This is a genomic window from Streptomyces pimonensis (assembly GCF_041380215.1).
Classification (GTDB): Bacteria; Actinomycetota; Actinomycetes; order Streptomycetales; family Streptomycetaceae; genus Streptomyces; species Streptomyces pimonensis.
The window spans coordinates 1-19,873 of record NZ_JAHWZY010000063.1; the positions used below are offsets into that span (position 1 = coordinate 1).

14 protein-coding genes are annotated in these 19,873 nt (G+C 73.4%); 4 read left to right on the forward strand and 10 right to left on the reverse strand.

Features of this window, described 5'->3' with window-relative positions; translation table 11 throughout:
* Positions 1-226 precede the first annotated feature (226 nt).
* Entirely contained in the window at positions 227-586 is a 360-nt protein-coding gene (locus KYY02_RS32345; RefSeq protein ID WP_371244357.1) for an STAS domain-containing protein, read from the reverse strand.
* A complete protein-coding gene (locus KYY02_RS32350; RefSeq protein WP_371244359.1) occupies positions 583-1,899 on the reverse strand; it encodes a PP2C family protein-serine/threonine phosphatase in 1,317 nt (438 codons plus the stop codon). Before KYY02_RS32350 ends, KYY02_RS32345 begins: the two co-directional genes overlap by 4 nt.
* A 269-nt stretch (positions 1,900-2,168) precedes the next feature.
* Here KYY02_RS32350 and KYY02_RS32355 point away from each other — a divergent pair, with 269 nt between their 5' ends.
* Positions 2,169-6,329: a SpoIIE family protein phosphatase gene (locus KYY02_RS32355; RefSeq protein ID WP_371244361.1), complete on the forward strand. Its 4,161-nt coding sequence runs from the start codon at positions 2,169-2,171 to the stop codon at positions 6,327-6,329.
* On the forward strand, positions 6,329-6,625 hold the full coding sequence (locus KYY02_RS32360) for an STAS domain-containing protein (RefSeq protein WP_371244363.1): 297 nt from the start codon (positions 6,329-6,331) through the stop codon (positions 6,623-6,625). Before KYY02_RS32355 ends, KYY02_RS32360 begins: the two co-directional genes overlap by 1 nt.
* A 618-nt stretch (positions 6,626-7,243) precedes the next feature.
* Here KYY02_RS32360 and KYY02_RS32365 read toward each other — a convergent pair.
* Together KYY02_RS32365 and KYY02_RS32370 are read right to left on the reverse strand one after the other, a co-directional pair.
* Entirely contained in the window at positions 7,244-7,486 is a 243-nt protein-coding gene (locus KYY02_RS32365; RefSeq protein ID WP_371244367.1) for a DUF5302 domain-containing protein, read from the reverse strand.
* Positions 7,487-7,643: 157 nt separating this feature from the next.
* A complete protein-coding gene (locus tag KYY02_RS32370) occupies positions 7,644-8,144 on the reverse strand; it encodes a GNAT family N-acetyltransferase (RefSeq protein ID WP_371244371.1) in 501 nt (166 codons plus the stop codon).
* Between the two features lie 504 nt (positions 8,145-8,648).
* Here KYY02_RS32370 and KYY02_RS32375 point away from each other — a divergent pair.
* Positions 8,649-9,107, forward strand: coding sequence for an SRPBCC family protein (locus tag KYY02_RS32375; RefSeq protein WP_371244373.1), 459 nt, complete (start codon positions 8,649-8,651; stop codon positions 9,105-9,107).
* A gap of 188 nt (positions 9,108-9,295) precedes the next feature.
* Here the strand turns inward: KYY02_RS32375 and KYY02_RS32380 are convergent, their stop codons facing one another.
* The gene (locus KYY02_RS32380; RefSeq protein WP_371244377.1) at positions 9,296-9,586 is read right to left on the reverse strand and encodes a WhiB family transcriptional regulator; all 291 of its coding nucleotides are present in this window, start codon (positions 9,584-9,586) and stop codon (positions 9,296-9,298) included.
* Positions 9,587-10,076: 490 nt separating this feature from the next.
* Here KYY02_RS32380 and KYY02_RS32385 point away from each other — a divergent pair, with 490 nt between their 5' ends.
* Positions 10,077-10,295 carry an EF-hand domain-containing protein gene (locus KYY02_RS32385; protein ID WP_371244380.1) on the forward strand — a complete coding sequence of 73 codons (219 nt, stop codon included), beginning with the start codon at positions 10,077-10,079 and terminating at the stop codon, positions 10,293-10,295.
* Positions 10,296-10,486: 191 nt separating this feature from the next.
* On the opposite strand, the gene KYY02_RS32390 is transcribed toward KYY02_RS32385, so the two are convergent.
* From KYY02_RS32390 to KYY02_RS32410, 5 genes are all read right to left on the reverse strand, one after another.
* Positions 10,487-11,806, reverse strand: coding sequence for an aminotransferase-like domain-containing protein (locus KYY02_RS32390; protein WP_371244383.1), 1,320 nt, complete (start codon positions 11,804-11,806; stop codon positions 10,487-10,489).
* Complete coding sequence (locus KYY02_RS32395; RefSeq protein WP_371244386.1) at positions 11,803-12,915, reverse strand: alpha-hydroxy acid oxidase; 1,113 nt, start codon at positions 12,913-12,915, stop codon at positions 11,803-11,805. The genes KYY02_RS32390 and KYY02_RS32395 overlap by 4 nt, the downstream gene beginning before the upstream one ends.
* Positions 12,912-14,033 (reverse strand): 4-hydroxyphenylpyruvate dioxygenase, encoded by a 1,122-nt coding sequence (gene hppD / locus KYY02_RS32400; protein ID WP_371244388.1) that lies wholly within the window; start codon positions 14,031-14,033, stop codon positions 12,912-12,914. The genes KYY02_RS32395 and hppD overlap by 4 nt, the downstream gene beginning before the upstream one ends.
* 62 nt (positions 14,034-14,095) lie before the next feature.
* Positions 14,096-14,308, reverse strand: a complete 213-nt coding sequence (locus tag KYY02_RS32405) for an MbtH family protein (RefSeq protein WP_371244390.1) — start codon at positions 14,306-14,308, stop codon at positions 14,096-14,098.
* Positions 14,309-14,352: 44 nt separating this feature from the next.
* Positions 14,353-19,873: non-ribosomal peptide synthetase (locus tag KYY02_RS32410; protein ID WP_371244393.1), on the reverse strand; the 5,521-nt coding region annotated here is incomplete at its 5' end.

A 19,873-nucleotide genomic window follows, 5' to 3' on the forward strand; every position in this document is an offset into this window, starting at 1 on the left:
TCGGGCCGGTCACACCATACGAATCAGTGACCCGCGAAGTACGGGGCTAGCTCGGTGGCGGCCGGTCCGTTCGGCCCCCAGCCCCTCCCCCACCGCTCCGACCGACCGGGGCGTCCCCTCGTCCTGTGTCAGCCGGACGTGTGTGTGCCGGCTGACTCGGCCCCTGTCGGGCACTGACGGTACGTCCGTCGCCGCCCGGACGAGGGAGCCGGAGCGGGTGGCCAGGTCACTTCCGCAAGGACGCGACGGCCGCCTCGGTGCTGGGGTGGAACGTGAAGACCTGGTCGAGTCCCACGACGGTGAAGACGCGCATCTGGTCAGGATTGACACCGGCCAGGCCGAGCGGAGCGCCGGTGGCCTGTGCCCTCTGGTAGGCGCCGATGAGCACGGTGATGCCCGTGGAGTCGCAGTAGGTCAGACCGGTCAGGTCGATGACCACGCCGCTGTCGTCGAAGGGGGCGTCCTCGACCGCTCGGGACAGAAGGTGGGCGGTGTGGTGGTCCAGTTCGCCCCTGACCTCCAGGACGAGAGGTCCCGAGGGGGTCTGGTGCGGGGTGACTGCCAGGAGGTACTCGTTCTCGATCACCGGTTCTCCTGAGGGCGGGGCGTGGAAGGTGCGGGTACGGACAGGGCCAGGCAGGCGGTGTCGTCGCTGACACCGTCGCCCAGCTGCTGCAACAGCGTCTCCACCGAGTGCAGCAGTTCGTGTGCTGTGCGAGGGGCCGTGGCGGTCAGATGGCGGGTGAGACCGTCCTCACCGAGCATCATGCCGTCGGCGGTACGTGCTTCCGTGAGGCCGTCCGTGTACAGCAGGAGACTCTCACCGGGCCGCAGCCGTGTGGTGGTCTGCACGAACTGCGGGTCGGGCAGCATGCCGACGAGTTGGCCGCCCGCCGTGGAGATCGGCTCCACGGAACCGTCCGCGCGCACGGCCAGGGCGGAGGGGTGCCCGCCGCCGGCCAGCGTGATGGAGTGGGAGCCGTCGGACAGGGGCTGCAGGACACCGAAGGCCGCTGTGCAGTAACGCGGGTCACTGCCCTGGTACTCGCCCTTGAGGACGCTGTCCAGGTTGGCCAGCGCGGCGCACGGGTCCGGGTCGTAGATGGCGGCGGCGCGCAGGGTGTAACGGGTCAACGAGGTCAGCGCCGCAGCACCCGCGCCCTTGCCGCACACATCGCCCAGGAAGAACGCCCACCGTCCGTCGTCCAGTGGGAACAGATCGTAGAAGTCCCCGCCCACCTCGTCCGCGGAGGCCGGGTGATAGGCGGCAGCGGCGTGCAGACCGGGCACGTCGGGCAGGGTGGGCGGCAGCAGGGTGCGCTGCAGGGCTCGTGCGAGGCGTTCGGCCTCGGCGCGCCGGTCGCGCTCGGCCGCGATCGTACGCATGGCCGACAGCCGCAGTTCGAGCTCGTCCATGACGAGGGCGGCCAGGTCCTGCAAGGCTTCGAGCTGGTCGTCGGTGGGTTCGCGGGGGCGGGTGTCCAGGACGTTGAGGGTGCCCAGACGCTGTCCGTCGGCCGTGGTGATCGGCGCGGCGGCATAGAAACGGACGCCCGGCTCCCCCTGGACCAGGGGATCGGCGAGCGCACGCACATCGGCGCCGGCGTCCTTCACCACGTAGGGCTCACCGTGGAGGATGGCGGAGGCGCACAGACCTGGTCCGCGGTCGATCTCGGTGATGCCGTCGAGGCCGTGGGCGGCTTTGAACCACACCCGGTCGGTGTCGACGATCGCCACGGTGGCCATGGGCGCGTCGAAGAGGCGTGCCGCCAGGGACGCGATCCGGTCGAAGGCGCCGTCGGGCGGCGTGTCCAGTATCCGGTAGCGACGGACGGCGGCCAGCCGCACCTCCTCGGCGACCGGCACCGCCGAGGCAGTCCGCACAGGGCTCGCCGTCATCGTCTCCCCTGGTCCATCGTTCTCGGGCTTGCTCTTCGCCTGCCGGTCGGTAGGTGCCCGGCGGCTGGCTTATCCTACGAAGTCGTTGCAAGTGGCGGGCGGCCCCCCGGCCCCCAGGCCGCGACGGCAGCAGTGGCGGGGGCGGCCCAGGTGACCTCCCCGGTGTTGTTCTCGGACGGTGCGGGCGCTCGACAGGGCGGGGCGGGATCGGTCGGCCGGGGCCGTCGACGCGACCGCCCACCCGGGCGGTGCGAGGGAAAGGGTGTCCGGTGGGGCGTTCGGAAGACGCTGCGCGCGAGATCGTGGCAGCGCCCGGGGCAGAGGTGTTCACTGCCGACGAGGAGGTCGGCCCGGACCTCGCCCGGGTGGACTGGTCGGCGACCCCGCTGGGTCCGCCGGAGCAGTGGCCGCAGAGTCTGCGGACAGCGGTGAGCATCCTGCTGTCGTCCCGGTTCTCGATGTGGATGGCGTGGGGCCCGGAACTGACGTTCTTCTGCAACGCCGCCTACCGGCGCGACACTCTGGGCGCCAAGTACCCGTGGGCGCTGGGACGGCCTGCCAGTGAGGTGTGGGCGGAGATCTGGAAGGACATCGGCCCGCGGATCGACACCGTGACGACCACGGGGAAGGCGACCTGGGACGAGGGGCTGCTGCTGTTCCTGGAACGGTCCGGTTATCCGGAGGAGAGCTACCACACCTTCAGCTACAGTCCGCTGCGCGACGACTCCGGCACGGTGGTCGGCATGCTGTGCGTGGTCAGCGAGGAGACCGAGCGCGTCATCGGCGAGCGCCGGATGGCGACCCTGCGCGACCTCGGCTCCGATCCCAGTGTGGTCCGCACCGAGCAGGAATGGCTCGCCTTCGCCCACCAGCAGCTGGCCCGGAACAAACGCGACCTCCCCTTCACGCTGACGTACCTCCTGGGGACCGACGGCACCGCCCGCCTGTCGGACACCACCGGACTGGCCGCGGGCCACCCGGCCGCCCTCGAAACCCTGCCGCCCGACGGCTCCGGCACCTGGCCCGTGGCGTCGCTGAAACACGGTGAAGCCGTGCTGGTGCCGCTCGACGACGTTCCGTTCGACGGGCCTCTCCCGACCGGTGACTGGCAGCAGCCGCCCTCACAGGCGCTGGTGCTGCCGCTGCTGCAACAGGGCGGTGCCCTCTATGGATTCCTGGTGGCCGGCCTGAACCGGTACCGGGTCCTGGACGACGCCTACCGCGGCTTCCTCGACCTCACCGCCGGTCACCTCGCGGCGGGGATCGCCAGCGCCCGCAGCCACGAGGCGCAGCAGCGGCGGGCCGAGGATCTCGCGGAGCTGGACCGGGCCAAGACCGCCTTCTTCTCGAACATCAGCCACGAGTTCCGCACCCCCCTGACTTTGATCATGGGGCCGGTGGAGGAGCTGCGCTCCCGGCTCGCGGACGCCGATGCCCATGTCCGGGAGGAACTGGAGGTCGTCCACCGCAACGGCCTGCGGCTGGGCAAGCTGGTCAACTCCCTGCTGGACTTCTCCCGCATCGAGGCCGGCCGGATGCGGGCCCGTTACGAACCGGTCGACCTGTCCCAGGTCACCGCCGACCTGGCCAGCGTGTTCCGGTCCGCCGTCGACAAGGCCGGCCTGGACTTCCGCATCGACTGCGACCGGCTCCCCGAGCCGGTGTACGTCGACCACGAGATGTGGGAGAAGGTGATCCTGAACCTGCTGAGCAACGCGCTGAAGTTCACCTTCGAGGGATCGATCGACGTCACCGTACGGGCCCGGGACACGCACGCCGTCGTCACCGTCACCGACACCGGCGTCGGAGTGCCCCGGCAGGAGGTGCCGCGGCTGTTCGAACGGTTCCACCGCATCGAGAACGCCCGCTCCCGCTCCAACGAGGGCAGCGGCATCGGCCTGGCCCTGGTCAAGGAACTGATCGGTCTGCACGGCGGCACGATCACCGCCGACAGTACCGAGGGCGAGGGCACCCGCTTCACCGTCCGTCTGCCGTTCGGCGCGTCCCACCTGCCCCCCGACGCCCTCGCTCCGGCCGAGGACGGCCGTGGGGTGTCGACCGCGGACCCCTACGTGCAGGAGGCACTGCGCTGGCTTCCGAGCAAGGTCGCCGCGGGCGCGCGCACCACGGCGACGGCGGCCGACCCGTCGGGCTACGCCACCGCTCCCGGCGTCCCGGCGCGTGTGCTCGTGGCCGACGACAACGCCGACATGCGTGAATACCTCACACGTCTCCTGGACGGCGCCGGGTACCAGGTGGACACCGCCGAGGACGGCCTGGCGGCGTTGCAGGCGGTCCGTGCCGACGCTCCCGACCTGGTGATCAGCGACGTGATGATGCCGGGCCTGGACGGGCTCGGTCTCGTGGCCGCACTGCGCACCGATCCGCGCACCGCGTCGGTGCCGGTGGTGCTGCTGTCCGCACGGGCCGGGCAGGAGGCGTCCATCGAAGGCCTGCGGGCCGGTGCCGACGACTACCTCGTCAAGCCGTTCGCCGCGGCCGAACTGCTTGCCCGGGTGAGGGCCAACGTCGAACTGGCGCGGCTGCGCAACCATCAGGCGCGCTGGCGCAAGGCGCTGGTGGACTCTCTGCAGGAGGCGTTCTTCGTCTGCGACGAGGAGGGTGCCGTCGTCGAGATCAACGCGGCCTTCACCGACATCCTCGGCTACGGCTCCGACGGTCTCCCCTACCGGCCGGTCCACCCCTGGTGGCCGGACGCCGGGACCGATCCCGACGCGTACCGCGAGGTCGACGACGCCTTCTCGCAGTTGTTGAACGATCCCAAGGGCTCCTACACCATTCCCGTGACACACCGGGACGGGCACCGGCTGTGGGTGACGGCCACTTTCAACCAGGCACAGGATCCGGACACCGGGCGCCGGGTGACCGTCGGGACCTTCCGTGACGTCACCGCCGAGCACTACGCCGTCCAGCGCAAGAGCGCCCAGGCTTCCCTGAGCATGCGGCTGACCCAGGCGACCAGTCTGACGGAGGCCCTCGATGGCTCTCTGAAGGAGCTGAAGAACCTGTGGCGTGCCAAGCGCGTGCTGGCCGCCGTCGCGATCGACGGCCAGGAGGTGTCGGTGACGGCGACCGAGGCCGGCCTGCACTGGCAGGACCTGCCCACCGAGCGACGGGAGCAGCTGTCCGCCTGGCTGGACCGGCCCCTGCTGACGCCCGTCGTCGACGCCTCGGGAGCGGGCATCACGGTCGGCCACCCGGAGGGAACCATGCTGGTGTGGCTCGATCTCGGTGACCACCGGCCCTTCACCAACGAGGATCAGCTGCTGCTGTCCCTCCTGGCCGGGCAGCTCGCCCAGGGTCTGGCCCGCGCCCATCAGATCGACCAGCAGCGCGAGACGGCTCTCGCCCTGCAACGCTCCATCCTCGGTCCGGCCGACCTCCCCGAGGGCTTCGCCGTCCGCTACGAACCCGCCACCCGTCCCCTGGAGGTCGGCGGCGACTGGTACGACACCGTCCGGCTCCAGGACGGGCGCATCGGCATCGTCGTCGGCGACTGCGTCGGACGCGGCCTCGAAGCCGCCACCGTCATGGGTCAGCTGCGCAGTGCCTGCCGCGCCCTGCTGCTCCAGGACTCCAGCCCCGCACAGACCCTGATGGCCCTGGACCACTTCGCCGCCGGTGTCCCCGGCGCCGTATGCACCACCGTGTTCTGCGGGGTCCTCGACCCGGACACCGGCAGCCTCACCTACTCCAGCGCCGGACACCCGCCGGGCATCCTCACCCATCCCGACGGCACGACCGTCCTCCTCGACGAGGGGCGCTCCGTGCCGCTGGCCGTGCGTCCCGGCCGGGAGCGCCCCGAAGGCACCTGCACCGTACCGGCTCGTGCCACCCTCCTGCTGTACACCGACGGTCTCGTGGAACGCCGGCGCCGTCCTCTGACGGCCGGCATCGACCAGGCCGGCGAAGCCGTCCAGGCCGGCCGTGACGTCGCGGTCGACGACCTCGCCACCCAGGTCATGGCGCAGCTGGCGCCCGCCGACGGCTACGACGACGACGTGGCGCTCCTGCTGTACCGGCACCCGGCGCCACTGGACGTGTCCTTTCCCGCCGAGTCCGCGCAGCTGGCGCCGGTCCGCAAGGCCCTGCGCAGCTGGCTCACCCAGTGTGAGCTCCCCCCGCACACCGTCCAGAACGTACTGGTGGCAGCAGGGGAGGCCTGCGCCAACGCCATCGAGCACGGCCACCGGGACACCCCCGGCGACACGGTCCGGCTCCGTGCCGAGGCGCTGGTCGACGACCTGCGCCTCACCGTCGCCGACACCGGCCGCTGGAAGACGCCCCAGCCCGAGGCCAACGCCCATCGTGGCCGTGGTGTGGCGCTGATGCGGGCGCTGATGCACCAGGTCACCATCACCTCCGGCGCCGCCGGTACCACCGTCGACATGCACACGAGGATCGCCTGATGACCACGCTCCTGACCTTGACTCCCAGTCGACGGCCCGACGGCGTCACCCAGTTGACGGCCGTGGGTGAAATAGACATGAGCAACACCGACACGCTCGCCACCGCGATCGAGACCACGGAGGGACCGCTCGTCATCGATCTGACCGGGATCGAGTACCTCGACAGCGCCGGTCTGAGCGTCCTCTTCCGCCACGTCGATCGCATCGAGCTGATCGCCACTCCGCTCCTGGCCCCCGTACTGGAGGTGTCCGGGCTCACCGGCCTGACCACCGTGCACGGTCTGGGCACCCCTTGACGGCGGGCGCCTGCCCGGCCCCGGGCCGGGCAGGCGGCCGGCCCGGGCGGCCGCATCGGCCGGCTGCCGCGGCCACGATCGGCGCAACCGCCGGTGGCCCTCCGCACCTGCCGCCGGCCGGCCCGCCCGGCGGCCGTGCAGGGGAAGGGCAGAGCGAGCCCCCGCACGACGGAGCGCCGACGGATCGCCGCACCGGTACCGGACAGGGACTTCACGTCCGCACTCACCGCTCCGAGGTCACAGCCCGGTCCGCTCGCGGCATCCGTACGCCCCCAGGTCTTCACCGTCAAGGACGGTGCGTGGAGAGAATCGGAGCGTGCTCCGGGGGCAGGGCGGGGTCCCGGCTCCGGTTCCCGCCGGCCGGCCGCCACGCGGTGCGAGAGTTCTCCGCGTCCGGTACGGAGCCCGCACCGGTCGGCGTCAGCGTGCTGATCACGCCGTCGACCGGCTGCTCACCGACCGAGAACCTCCGCACCGGCAACGGGCGGACCGCCCCCGCCGGACATACGGCCTTGCCGTCCTCACGAGGAGTCGCGCCCGTCCGCGTTCAGGGCCGGGCACGCCCGGCGAGGCGGCCGAGCGGTGTCTCGCCGAGTCCCGTCCGGCGGCGGTTCGAAATCAGCCGCCGCTCTTGCGTCGGAACGACCGCCGGCTCGCAGCCGGGCCGTGCGCGCCGCGGACCTTCGCCCCGTCGGTGTTCTCGGCGCGGGCCGCGGCCTGCGCCTGCTTGTCCCGCTTGCGTGCCAGGGCCTCCCGGAACTTGCCCTTCAGGTCGTACTGGCCGTCGTCGTCGGGCGCCAGGGCGCCGCTTTCGGCACCGGTCGTCTCCGGGCCCTCTTGCAAGGGAGAATCTGCAGTCATGGTGACCTCCTGAGGTCGTGCAGTGAAAGCACAGCTTGTCATGCCGGGCACCCCCGGGTCGTCCGCATCAGGTCACACCGCAGTCAGTCGACGCGGGCGTCGAGCACCGTCGGTCGCCGCGGTCGTCCTCACCCTGGAGGGACGGCACCGCAGAAGCTCACAGGATCAGGAACTCCAGTTCGGGCCGGTCCCACGCCACCGCGGGCGGGTTCGCCGAGGCGGTCCCGGTGAGCAGCGCGCCCGCCTTGCGGTAGAACCCCTCGGCCGGGGGGTGCGACACCACACGGACACGTTCCAGCCCCGCCGCCCGCGCCTCGGCCTTCATGTGCTCGACGAGCAGCCGTCCGATGCCGCGGCCCTGCGTCCCGTCCGCGACGAAGAGCAGGTCCAGCTCCGGCGGCACGAGGACCAGCGAGTAGAAACCGAGCACCCGGCCCGCGGGATCCTCGGTGTCGACGGCCACGAAGACCTCGTGGGCTTCGATGTAGTCGGGGCCGACGCGGTAGCCCGCGACCATCGCCGCGTACTGGCCCTCGTAGGCCCGCGAGCCGCGCACGAGCCGCGTGAGCCGCTTGGCGTCCCGGGCGACGGCCCGTCGTACGGTGATCCCGCCGCACCCAGGCGTCATGCTCGGCCTCATACGGAGAGTATGACGCATCCTCGAGCGTGTCCGGACTTGACGCACCGGTGACGGACCCCCGCACGGAGCGCCCGCATCATGCCCGGGCGCCCGCTCCTCCACCTCACAAAGGCCGAGGGGGAGGGGAGGCGCAGCCGCACGCGGCGAGGGATCACTTCGGCCGGACACCGACACCCCTGCTGTACGACGACGCCCGCGTCCGGCACCCGATCACCACCCCGCCGCCTCGGTGCGCCGCGCGCCTCCTCGAGGTCCGACAGGCCGGCGTCACCGGCCGACGGCTTAGGCGGATCACCGTCGGAGCCCGCGGGGGACCCGCTTCCAGGACGGCGGCCGCTGCGCCGGTGCCCCTCGGACGAAGTGCACTTCACCGGCATCGGGCACCTCGGGTTCGGCCTGTGGAGCGGCTGACCGGCCGGACGCCGGCCTGCGGGCGCCTCCCCGTCCGCTGCCCCGGTAGGCCGCGGCCTTCCCGGGTACTCGCCCCGGCGCGACTCGCCCCAACACGAAAGGAGGCCCGATATGAGCACTGTCAAGGAAGCAGTGGAAGTCGAGGTTCCGGTCCACACCGCCTACAACCAGTGGACCCAGTTCGAGGAGTTCCCGAACTTCATGGAGGGCGTCGAGGAGATCACACAAATCGACGCCCGCCACAACCACTGGACCACCAAGATCGGCGGGGTACGGCGGGAGTTCGACACCGAGATCGTCGACCAGCTCCCCGACGAGCGGATCACCTGGCGCACCACCAGCGGCGACGTCCAGCAGAAGGGCACGGTGCGCTTCCAGCGCGTGGACGACGGCCACACCCGGGTGGAACTCGTGATGGATGTCGAACCGAGCGGAGCCGCGGAGAAGGCCGCGGACATGTTGGGGACGATCGACCGGCGTGTCAAGGGTGACATGCAGCGCTTCAAGGACTACATCGAGCAGCGAGGGGACGAGTCCGGAGCCTGGCGCGGCCGTATCACCCCCGGCTGAGCTCCCCCGCCCCGACGACACCGCGGCGCGGGCACCGGCCACGTGCTGCCGCAGCCGGCGCCGCGATGCCCCTCGGTCCCGCCCGCGGTGTCGGCCACGGCCTGGACCTGCCGCAGCAACCGTCTCCCGGTACCGCCGGCCGACTGCGCCCGGCGAGGTTCGTGCACCGTTCTCCAGGAATCTCGCCCCTACCGTTCGGCGAGCAGCGCCCGGCGGATAGCACGCCGCTGCGCGGCGGTCGTGGCGCCCCAGATGCCCACGTCCTCCCCGTACCTGATGGCCCAGAGACGGCAGGCGAGCAGGACCGGACAGCAGCGGCACACCGCACGGGCCCTCATCACCTGAGGATCGCGCTCCCGTTCGACCAGCGGGAAGAACAGCTCCGGGTCTTCGTCCGCGCACGCGGCCCGGTGCCGCCATTCCCGTGCGGCACCGGGCGGGCCGGGAACGGCGTCGGAGAGGGGACGGTCGTATGTCATGGCGCACCTCCACCTGCTGCCGGACAAACCGGCAGTCGGCCACGGCACCAGGGTGCCGCAGGCCCGGCAGGGGTTGCACCACCCACTGTACGCGGCAGCCGGCGGACAAGCAGCGCTCGCGCCGCGCGCAGCCGCTCCTCGGGGCCGTGCTGTCGGCTCGCGGGGCGGTACGCGGGCAGAGCGGCACGAGCGAGAGGGCGGCACCGGCCGCCGGGGCACGCCGTCGAAGGGCGCGGCTGATGGACTTCCCGGACCGACGGCACCGAACGACAGCGCCGACGTCCGCGCCCTCGCCGGAGCGGACCGCATCCGGGTCTTCGCCGAAGGAGGAGCCCGTCCTCCTGTCAGCGGTGCGCCGCGGAGGGGCGCCTCGCGGTGTGCCGGTCGGGGCGGGGCGCCGGGCAAGAAAGGGCGGGCCCGCTCGTCAGGTCGCTCGAGGACCGACGGATAGGCTGGCGCCGTCAGCGAAGATCGCGGAAGGAAGAGGCACATGGCGGACAGGGTGGAGAAGGCGGCGCGGAGTGTCTTCGAGCGCTACGACCTGGACGGTGACGGTTTGGTCACCGCGGAGGAGTACCGGCAGGTCGTGACGGAGCTGGAGGGCGACGAGATCACCGAGTCGGAGGCCCGGGGACTGATCGACTCGCTCGACACCGACGGTGACCGCCGGATGTCCTTCGACGAGTTCTGGGCAGCCATGAACCGCTGACACCGCCGGCCGGGCCCGGGCGGATTCGGGGAGCCGTTCCCCGGCCGTCCGGGCCCTCGGCAGGGGCGACGGCCGCTCGTCGGTCCGGCCCGGACGGCCTCGAGCGCACGGAGCCCCGGGGCCGGACGGCGCCCGGGTTCCGTGCCGAGGCGCGGGGCCGGTGACCGGCCCGCTTACCGCAAGCGCCGCGCTCAGGCCGAGCGTACGAAGGCGGCGAACCGGTCGAGCGCCTCCTCGGTCTCCTCCGGTCCGAGAGCGCTGCACGACAGGCGCAGACAGCGCAACGGCCCGACACCGGCTCCGGTCTCCGACGCCGCCGCGTCGTAGAAGTGGTGCAGCGGCGTCCACAGCACGCGGTGGTCGCGGACCGAGCGCTCCAGTGCCGCGTCGGTGACGTCGAACGGCACGTCGACGACGACGAAGAATCCGCCCTCGGGACTGTTCCACCTCACCCCGGACGCCGACGGGTCGGGGAAGCGGCGGGCCAGCCCGCCGACGATCCGGTCGAGGCCCTCCCGGTACACCTCGCGCTCCCGTTCGTTGGCGCGGACCAGGCTGCACCCGTGCTCCAGCAGCCTGCCCCCGGCCACGGCCTGGGCGATCGGCGAGGTGTTGACGGTGACCATGCTCTTGGCCTTGGCGAGCAGGTCCGCCAGATAAGGTCCCGAACCGACCGGTTGGTCGGCCACCGCGTAGCCGATCCGTACCCCCGGGAACACCGTCTTCGCCAGCGAACCGAGGTGGACGACACGGCGCGCGGTGTCCAGCGCCTTCAGAGTCGGGAGCCGGTGTCCCCGGCGCGGGAAGAGGCCGTACGGATTGTCCTCCAGGAGGAGGATGTCCTGCTGTTCCGCCAGGTCGAGGAGGTCGCGGCGCACCGGCTCGGGCATCCGGATGCCCGAGGGATTGGCGTGGTCGGGGACGACGTACAGGGCGCGCGGGCGCAGCCCTGCGGCGCGGGCCCCGCCGATGCGCCGCCGCAGGTCGTCCAGGTCGACGCCGTCCGGTCCCTCGGCGACCGGGTGCACCGGCAGGTCCAGGAGGCGTGCCGCCCCGGTGACGCCGACGTAGGCGGGCGTGACGGCCAGCAGCACGTCACGGTCGTCGCGGCGCAGCAGCCGCAGGGTGAGGAACAACGCCTCCTGGCAGCCCGTGGTGACGAGGACGGCCTCCGGGTCGACCTGGATGCCCTCGTCCACGGACAGCTGGCGGGCGATCAGCTCGTGGATGATGCCCTTGGTGCGTCCGTACTGGAGCAGGGTGCGCCGGACCCGCTCCTCGTCGTATCCCTGTTCGGTGCGCAGGTGGTCGCTGAAGACCCGCAGCGCGCGGTGGACGTCCTCGACGTCGTAGAACCCCTCGTACGGTGTGCCGGCGGCGAGGGAGAGGGCGTCCGGGTGGCGGCCCGCGATCTCGTTGAGGAAGTTCATCGAGGAGAGCAGCGGGTCGCCCGCCGAGCGGTGCAGCGCGGTGAGGTCGAGGCCGTCCGTGAACGTGCTCGCCGTGGTCATCGCGGTTCGCCTCCCGGTCCGGCGACGGTGCGCAGCCGTGCCGCCGCGGCGAGGTCCGGGCAGCCGGCCAGTGCGAGGGCCGACTCCAGTTCCTCGCCGAGCAGGTGGAGGACCCTGAGCACGCCTTGGTGTCCGCCGGCCGCCAGGCCCCACAGCACGGGGCGGCCCAGCAGTACTCCGTCCGCGCCGAGGGCGAGGGCCTTCAGGACGTCCGTACCGCTGCGGACACCGCTGTCGAGGAGCACCTCGCACCGCCCCGCGACGGCCTCCGCCACGGCGGGCAGGGCGTCGAGTGCGGGCAGGGCCCCGTCGAGCTGGCGGCCGCCGTGGTTGGAGACCACCAGCGCGTCCGCGCCGCAGGCCGCAGCGCGTTCGGCGTCGTCGGGGTCCAGCACGCCCTTGAGGATCAGTGGCAGCCGGGTGCGTGCGCGCAGCCAGTCCAGGTCGGCCCAGCTGAGGGACGGGTCGACGACGTTGGCGGTCTGCGCGGCGACCGCGCTCACACCGCTGCTCGCGGTGCGCGGCACGCCGTCGGGGCGGGCACCGAAGTGCACGGGCGACACTCCGTCGGGCAAGGTGAAGGCGCCGCGCATGTCGGCCGCCCGGCGTCCCATCCTCGGTGTGTCGACGGTCAGCATCAGCGCGCGGCAGCCGGCCGCCTCCGCGCGCTCCAGCAGTTCCCCGGTGTGGCCGCGGTCGCGCAGCCAGTACAGCTGGAACCAGGTGGTGGCGCCGGTGGCGGTGATGTCCTCCACGGCGGTGCTGCTGAAGGTGCACGCGGTGAACGGGACGCCGGCGTCCCGGGCGGCGCGGGCGGCGGCCGGTTCGCCGTCCGGGTGCACGGCCCTCTGGTACGCCATCGGGGCCACGGCCACCGGGAGGGCGCTTTCCGTGCCGAGCAGGGTGCGGGTGGTGCCGACGGACGAGACGTCCGCGAGCACCCGGGGGACGAGGTGGAGCCGGTCGAACGCGGCGCGGTTGGCGCGGAGCGTGAGTTCCGCGCCCGCCGCCCCGCCGACGAAGCGCTCCACGGCGGCGGGCAGGACCGCCGCCGCCAGGGCCTCCGCGTCGGCGGGGGTGAGCAGGTCGGCGAGTGCCGGGACGGTCACGCGGTCTCCCCGTCGGCGTTCGCGGCGGCCTCGTGCTCGGCCTTCTCCGCCTGTACGGCGTCGTACAGCGCGCGGACGTTGCCGCCGCCGAAGCTGTCCGCGCCGGCGCGCTCGATGACCTCGTAGAAGACCGTGCGCCTGGGGTGGACGGTCCGCGTGAAGATCTGGAAGAGCTGGCCGCCGTGGTCCTCGTCGGCGAGGATGCGGCCCTTGCGCAGCTCGGCGATCGAGTGGCGGTTCAGCTGGAGGCGCTGCTCCAGCCGGTCGTAGTACGTGTCGGGGGTGCCGAGGAAGACGATGCCGCGCTCGCGCATCCGGTCGACGGCGCCGACGATGTCGGTGGTGGCGAAGGCCAGGTGGTGCACGCCACCGCTGCCGTGCCGCTCCAGGAAGTCACCGATGTGACCGGCGTCGTGCTCCGGGCTCGGGGCGAGGACGGTGAAGGTGAGGTCTCCGGCGGGGCTGCGGACCGCCTTGGAGTCCATGGCCTCGCTGCCCTGGACCATCAGCTCCTCGTACACGGACGCGTAGCCGAAGACCCGCTCGTAGTAGCCGGTGCTCTCGGCCAGCCGGCCCGTGGGGACGCTGACCGCGACGTGGTCGAGGACCGTCAGGCCCACCGGCGCCGGCTCCCCGGGGGCGGCGGCCCCCGCCACCGGCTCGAAGCCGGGCAGCGGGACTGCGGTGTCCGTGTGGCCGGCGGGACGCTGGACCAGGGTGTGGCGTACGTCGTCGAAGCCTGCGGCGACGACGGCGGTGACCCAGCCCTCCCGCTCGGCGGGCTCGGCGAGGGGCGTGGCGGAGCGGGAGACGGCGTCGGCGAAGGCCTCGCGGGCGTCGCGTGCGGCCAGCGCGATGTCGGCTATGCCGTCGCCGTGCCGGGCCACGTAGTCGGCGGCCGGGTGGCTGCCGTCGAGCGCCTGGGTCACCACGAGGACGATGTCGCCCTGGCGCAGCGTGAGGGAGCGGGAAGCGCCCTCGGGGCCGCCGCGTTCGGCGGTGGCGCACACCTGGAAGCCGTAGCCGTCGGTGAAGGCCGCCGCGGCGGCCTCGGCGTCGGTGACGTACAGCTCGACGTGGGCGACGCGCAGGGAGGCGGCGGGTGCGGTGTCTGTCATGTCGTGCTCCTCACGGGAGTGTTCCGGGGTGGTCGGGGGCAGGGGGCGGGGGCTCGGTGCGGTCACCGCTCGTCCATGGCGTCGGCCAGGCTCTTGGGCCGCATGTCCGTCCAGTTCTTCTCGACGTAATCGAGGCACTCCTGACGGCTCGCGGCCGGGAGGGCGACGGTCCAGCCGGCGGGGACGTCGGCGAAGACCGGCCAGAGGGAGTGCTGCAGTTCGTCGTTGACGAGCACCAGGTACTGGGCGTCGTCGTTCTCGAAGGGGTTGGTCATGGGGGTGCTCCGTACTGAGGTGGGTGGGGTCGGTCGGACAGGGTTCAGGTGGTGCGGGGGTGGTCGGCGCCCTCCAGGCGCTCCGCGAGGACACGGCCGATCTCCGCGACGGGGCCGGGCAGGGTCATCTCGTGGTGGCCGCAGGCGACGGGGTGCGGGTCGAGGCGTCCGCCGACGTACGGCGCCCAGGACGAGGGGGCCGGCGCGTCCGCCCCCGGGTCCGGTTCGGCGGTGAACAGCAGGACGTCACCGTCGAAGTGCCGGGGGACGAACTCCCTTTGCAGCCGGGCGTGGCGGGCGGCGACGCCGGGCCACACCCGCAGCGTCCGCGACGGGATGTCGGTGAGGGGCGCGCCCCCGCGCCGCAGGACCTCACGGGCCGCCTCCGCGTCCACCGGGCCGCCGTCCGGGGAGCCGGGCGCCTCATGGCCGAGGAACCGCAGCAGCCGGGCCAGGACGTCGCCGTCCGGCCGGTCCTGCCAGGGCGGTCCGCCGGCCTCGGCACGCCCGGCGGCGGTCGCGTCCGGCGGGAAGGCGTCGAGCAGGGCCAGCAGCGCGACCTCCTCCCCCGCCTCGCGCAGCCGCACCGCCATCTCGTGGGCCACCAGGCCGCCGAAGGACCAGCCCAGCAGGTGGTACGGGCCCTTGGGCCGGACCTCGCGGATCCGGGCCAGGTAGTCCTCGGCCATCTCGCCCACGGACGCGGGCGGTTCCTCGGCCCGGGCCAGTCCCCTGGCCTGGAGCCCGTACAGCGGGCGGTCCTCGCCGAGGGAACGGAGCAGGCCGGCGTACGGCCAGCTCAGCCCGGCCCACGGGTGGACGCAGAACAAGGGCGGCCGGGTGCCCGTGGCGCGCAGCGGCAGCAGGACCTCCAGGGCCCGTGCGGCCTCCTCGGCCCCGGTTGCGCGCCCGCCGCCGGAACGCAGCAGACGGGCCAGGGCCTCGGGGGTGGGCGCCTCGAACAGCGAGCGGACGCCCAGGGCGGTGCCGGAGCCGGTGGCCGAGCGGATGCGGCCCAGCAGCCGGACCGCGAGCAGCGAGTGCCCGCCCAGCTCGAAGAAGCTGTCCTCGGGGCCGGCCCGGTCCACGCCGAGCACCTCGGCGAACAGCTCGCAGAGCAGCCGCTCGTCGGCGTCGCGCGGCGGGCGCCCTCCTCCGGGCGCGGTGAACGAGGGGTCGGGCAGCACCCTCCGGTCCAGTTTGCCGTTCACGGTGAGGGGCAGGTCCGGGAGGGTGACGACGGCCGCGGGCACCATGTACTCCGGCATGCGGTCCGCGACGTACCGCCGCAGCAGGGCCGGCTCGACGGAGACGGGGGCCGGGCCGGCGACGGCGGGCACCGCGTAGGCGATCAGCCGCGGTTCGCCCCGTCCGTCGGTCCGTACGACGACGGCGGCGTGGGCGATGCCGGGGTGGGCGCGCAGGACCGCCTCGACCTCGCCCGGCTCGATCCGTACCCCGCGCACCTTGACCTGCTGGTCGGCACGGCCCAGGTACTCCAGTGCGCCGTCGGCGCGGCGGCGGGCCAGGTCGCCGGTGCGGTACAGACGGGTGCCGGGCGGGCCGTACGGGTCGGCGACGAAGCGTTCGGCGGTCGGCGCGGGCCTGCCGTGGTAGCCGCGTGCCAGTTGCACCCCCGCGAGGTACAGCTCGCCGGTGGCCCCGGGCGGCGCCGGGCGCAGCGCCGCGTCCAGCACGTACACCCGGGTGTTCCAGACCGGCCGGCCGATCGGCACGGGGCCCCGCGCGCCCGGCTCGCACTCCCAGTGGGTGACGTCGACGGCCGCCTCCGTGGGGCCGTACAGGTTGTGCAGCGGCACCTCGGGCAGCACGGTGTGGAAGCGGGCCGCCAGGTCGGCGGGGAGTTCCTCACCGCTGCACACCACCCGGCGCAGTCCGGTGCACCCGGCCGCGGCGGGCTCGTCGAGGAACGCGCCGAGCATCGACGGCACGAAGTGCGCCGTCGTCACGCCTTCGGCGCGTATCAGCTCCGCGAGGTAGGCCGGGTCCCGGTGCCCGTCGGGACGGGCGACGACCAGGGCCGCACCGGTGACGAGCGGCCAGAACAGCTCCCACACGGAGACGTCGAAGCCGGTCGGGGTCTTGTGCAGCACCCGGTCCCCGGCGGTGAGCCCGTACGCGTCCTGCATCCACAGCAGGCGGTTGACGACGGCCTCGTGCGGGACGGCCACGCCCTTGGGCCTGCCGGTGGAGCCGGAGGTGTGGATGACGTAGGCGGGGTGGCGCGGGTCGAGCGCGGTGCCCGTTCCGAAGGCGCGTGTCCCGTCTCCGGTGCCGGCGTCCATGACGAGGACGGGTGTGCCGCCGGCGGGCAGCGCGGACTGTGCCGCCACCGCCTCGGTGACCAGGATCCGGACCGGTGCGGTGTCCTCCAGCAGCAGGGCGACGCGCTCCGCCGGAAGGCCCGGGTCGACGGGGACGTACGCGGCGCCCGCCTCGAGTACCGCCAGCAGGGCGACGACCAGGTCGGCGGAGCGGGGCACGGCGACGGCGACACGGGTCTCCGGTCCCGCACCGGCCCGGCGCAGGCGGTCGGCGAGGGCGGAGGCGCGGGCGGCCAGCTCGCGGTAGGTCAGCCGCTGCGTCCCGTGGACGACGGCCGGCGCGTCGGGCGTACGGGCGGCCTGGGCGGCGAACAGCCCCGGCAGGGTGGTCGGCGCGAGGGGCACCGCCGTGTCGTTCCAGCGGGTGAGGACCCGTTCGCGTTCCTCCTCCCGGAGCACGTCGACGGCCGCCAGGTTCCGGCCGGGCTCCGTGGCGAACTCCCGCAGCAGCAGACCCAGTCGTTCCGCCAGTGCGGTCACGTCCACGTGGTCGAAGTGCGCGGGCTGGTAGCCGAGGCGGAGGGTGAGACTCCCGTCCGAGGGGTCCTGGGAGTCCTGGGGCCCCTGGGTGACGATCAGGCTCAGCGGGTAGTGGGTGGCGTCCCGGCCCCTGACTCCGGTGAGCCGTGGCCCAAAGGCGCCCGCAGGCGGGGCGAACGCCCCCCGGTCGACCGGGTAGTTCTCGAAGACCACGAGGGTGTCGAAGAGCGCGGGGTGACCGGACAGCCGCGTGACCTCGCTCAGACCGAGGTGCTGGTGGCTCATCAGGGACGACTGGCCGCTCTGGAGTGCGGTGAGCGTCCGGAGGACGGTCGCCCCCGGGTCCAGCACGACCCGGACGGGCAGCGTGTTAATGAAGAGGCCGACCATGGACTCGACACCGGCGACCTCGGGCGGGCGGCCCGCGACCGTGGCGCCGAAGACGACGTCGTCACGGCCTGTCGTACGGGACAGCAGCACCGCCCAGGCACCCTGCACCAGGGTGTTGACCGTCAGGCCCGCCTCCCGCGTCAGCCGGTGCAGGGCCGCGACCGTGCCGGAGGGGACGTCCAGGGTGACGTGGCCGGGTTCGGCCGTGGACACGCCGGCCGCCCCGGGGGCGAGCAGCGTCGGTTCGTCCAGCCCGGCCAGCTCGGCGGTCCAGGCGGCCCTGGCGGCTTCCCGGTCCTGGGCCGCGAGCCAGGCGAGGTAGTCGCCGTACGGAGTGACGGCGGGCAGTCCGGCCGCCCGGCCTCGCGCCGCGTACAGCGCGAACATCTCGCGGAGCAGCACGGGCATGGACCAGCCGTCGAGCAGGATGTGGTGCGGCGTCAGGACGAGGCTGTGGTGTTCCTCGTCGTGCTTGACCAGTGCGATCCTCAGCAGCGGGGGCCGCGTCAGGTCGAAGCGCGCCGACCGCTCCTCCTCGGCGACGCGGTCACGCCGGGCGGTGTGCTCCGTCGCCGGCACGCCGGTCAGGTCCACGGTGCGCCAGGGCAGTCCGGGGTCGCGCACCACGACCTGGACGGGGGTGCCGGTGACGTCGTGCACGAACCCGGCGCGCAGGTTGGCGTGCCGGCGCAGCAGTGCCGTCCACGCCTCGCGCAGGACCGCCTCGTCCAGGGGGCCTTCGAGGTCCAGTACGAGCTGGGCCGTGTAGACGTCGGTGTCCTGGGCGTCGTACAGCGCGTGGAACAGGAAGCCGTCCTGGAGCGGGGAGAGCGGGAGGACGTCCTCCAGGCCCGGGTGGGCGGCCTCCAGGTCCTCCACCTGCTCCTGGGTGAGGTCCGGTACGAGAGGGAAGTCGGACGGCGTGTGGCCGCCGGTCCCCTCGCCCGCCAGGGTCTCCAGCGCCCGCAGCCACCGCTCGGCCAGCTCCCGCACCTCCGCCTCGTCGAGCAGACCGCCCGCCCACGCGAACGTCGCCGACAGCACCGGACCGTCCGGGCCGTCGACCGTGACGGCGTTGATGTCCAAGGCGTGCGCGAGCGGGACGGCCGGGTCGGCGTCGGGTCCGCCGGCCTGTGCGACCGGCGACCAGTCGGCACCGGAGGGGGCGGCGGACATCGGTGTGCGTCCGAGGTAGTTGAAGCCGATCTGCGGCTCGGCGAGGGCCGCGAGGGCGGGCGCGGTCTCGGCGTTGAGGTGGCGCAGCAGGCCGTACCCCGCGCCGTCGCCCGGAACCTCCCGCAGCTGTTCCTTGACCCGCTTCACCGCGTCCGCCGGATCGTCCCCGGAGACGGTGACGTCGAGCCGTACGGGGTGGACGCGGGTGAACCAGCCCACCGTGCGGGAGAGGTCCACGTCCGACCGGTCGGTGTCACGGCCGTGGCCCTCCAAATCGACCAGCACACCGCCGTCGGCGTCGGCTCCGCGCGCCGTGCGCCACTGCCGCACGGCGAGGGCCAGCGCGCCCAGCAGCACGTCGTCGACCCCGCCGTGGAAGGCGGCCGGGACCGACGACAGCAGCGGTGCCGTGTACGCACCGGGCAGTGTCACCGTCAGCCGTCGTGCCGTGCCGGCGGTGTCGCGCGCGGAGTCCGGGGCCCGACTGCCGAGCATCGGCTCACCGGACCGCAACACCTTCTTCCAGTAGGGAAGTTCGGAGGTCACCCGTGGGTCGTGCGCGCGCTCGCGGAGCAGCCCCGCCCAGCGCCGGAACGACGTGCCCACCGGGTCCAGCCGCACCGGCCCACCGGCCGCCACCGACTCCCACGCCTGCCGCAGGTCCGGCACCAGGATGCGCCACGACACCCCGTCCACAGCGAAGTGGTGCACGGTCAGCAGCAGTCGGCCCGGCGCCTTCGCGCCCGCGTCGAACCACACCGCCTGCACCATCACGCCCGACTCCGGCGCCAGCCGCGCCACCGCCGCCCGCGTCTCCTCCGCCACGTCGGCGCCGTCCAGGGGCGTGCGACGCACGCACGCGGCGGCGTCCACCGACCCGCGCCCGGCCACTTCCGAGGTCCCGTCCGCGGACACCCGCAGCCGCAGTACGTCATGGTGGTCCAGCAGCGCCTGCACCGCCGCCGTCAGCCGCTCCTCCCCCAGCCCGGCCGGGACCCGGAGCAGCACCGACTGGTGGAAACCGGCCGCCGTGCCCCGCCACTCCCGCAGCCAGCGCATCACCGGGGTCTGCTCCACCGGACCCGTGCCGTCGTCCTCCACGGCGTCCGCCGGTTCCTCGCCGACGGTGCCGCAGACCTCCGCGAGCGCGGCCGGCGTCCGGTGCTCGAAGACC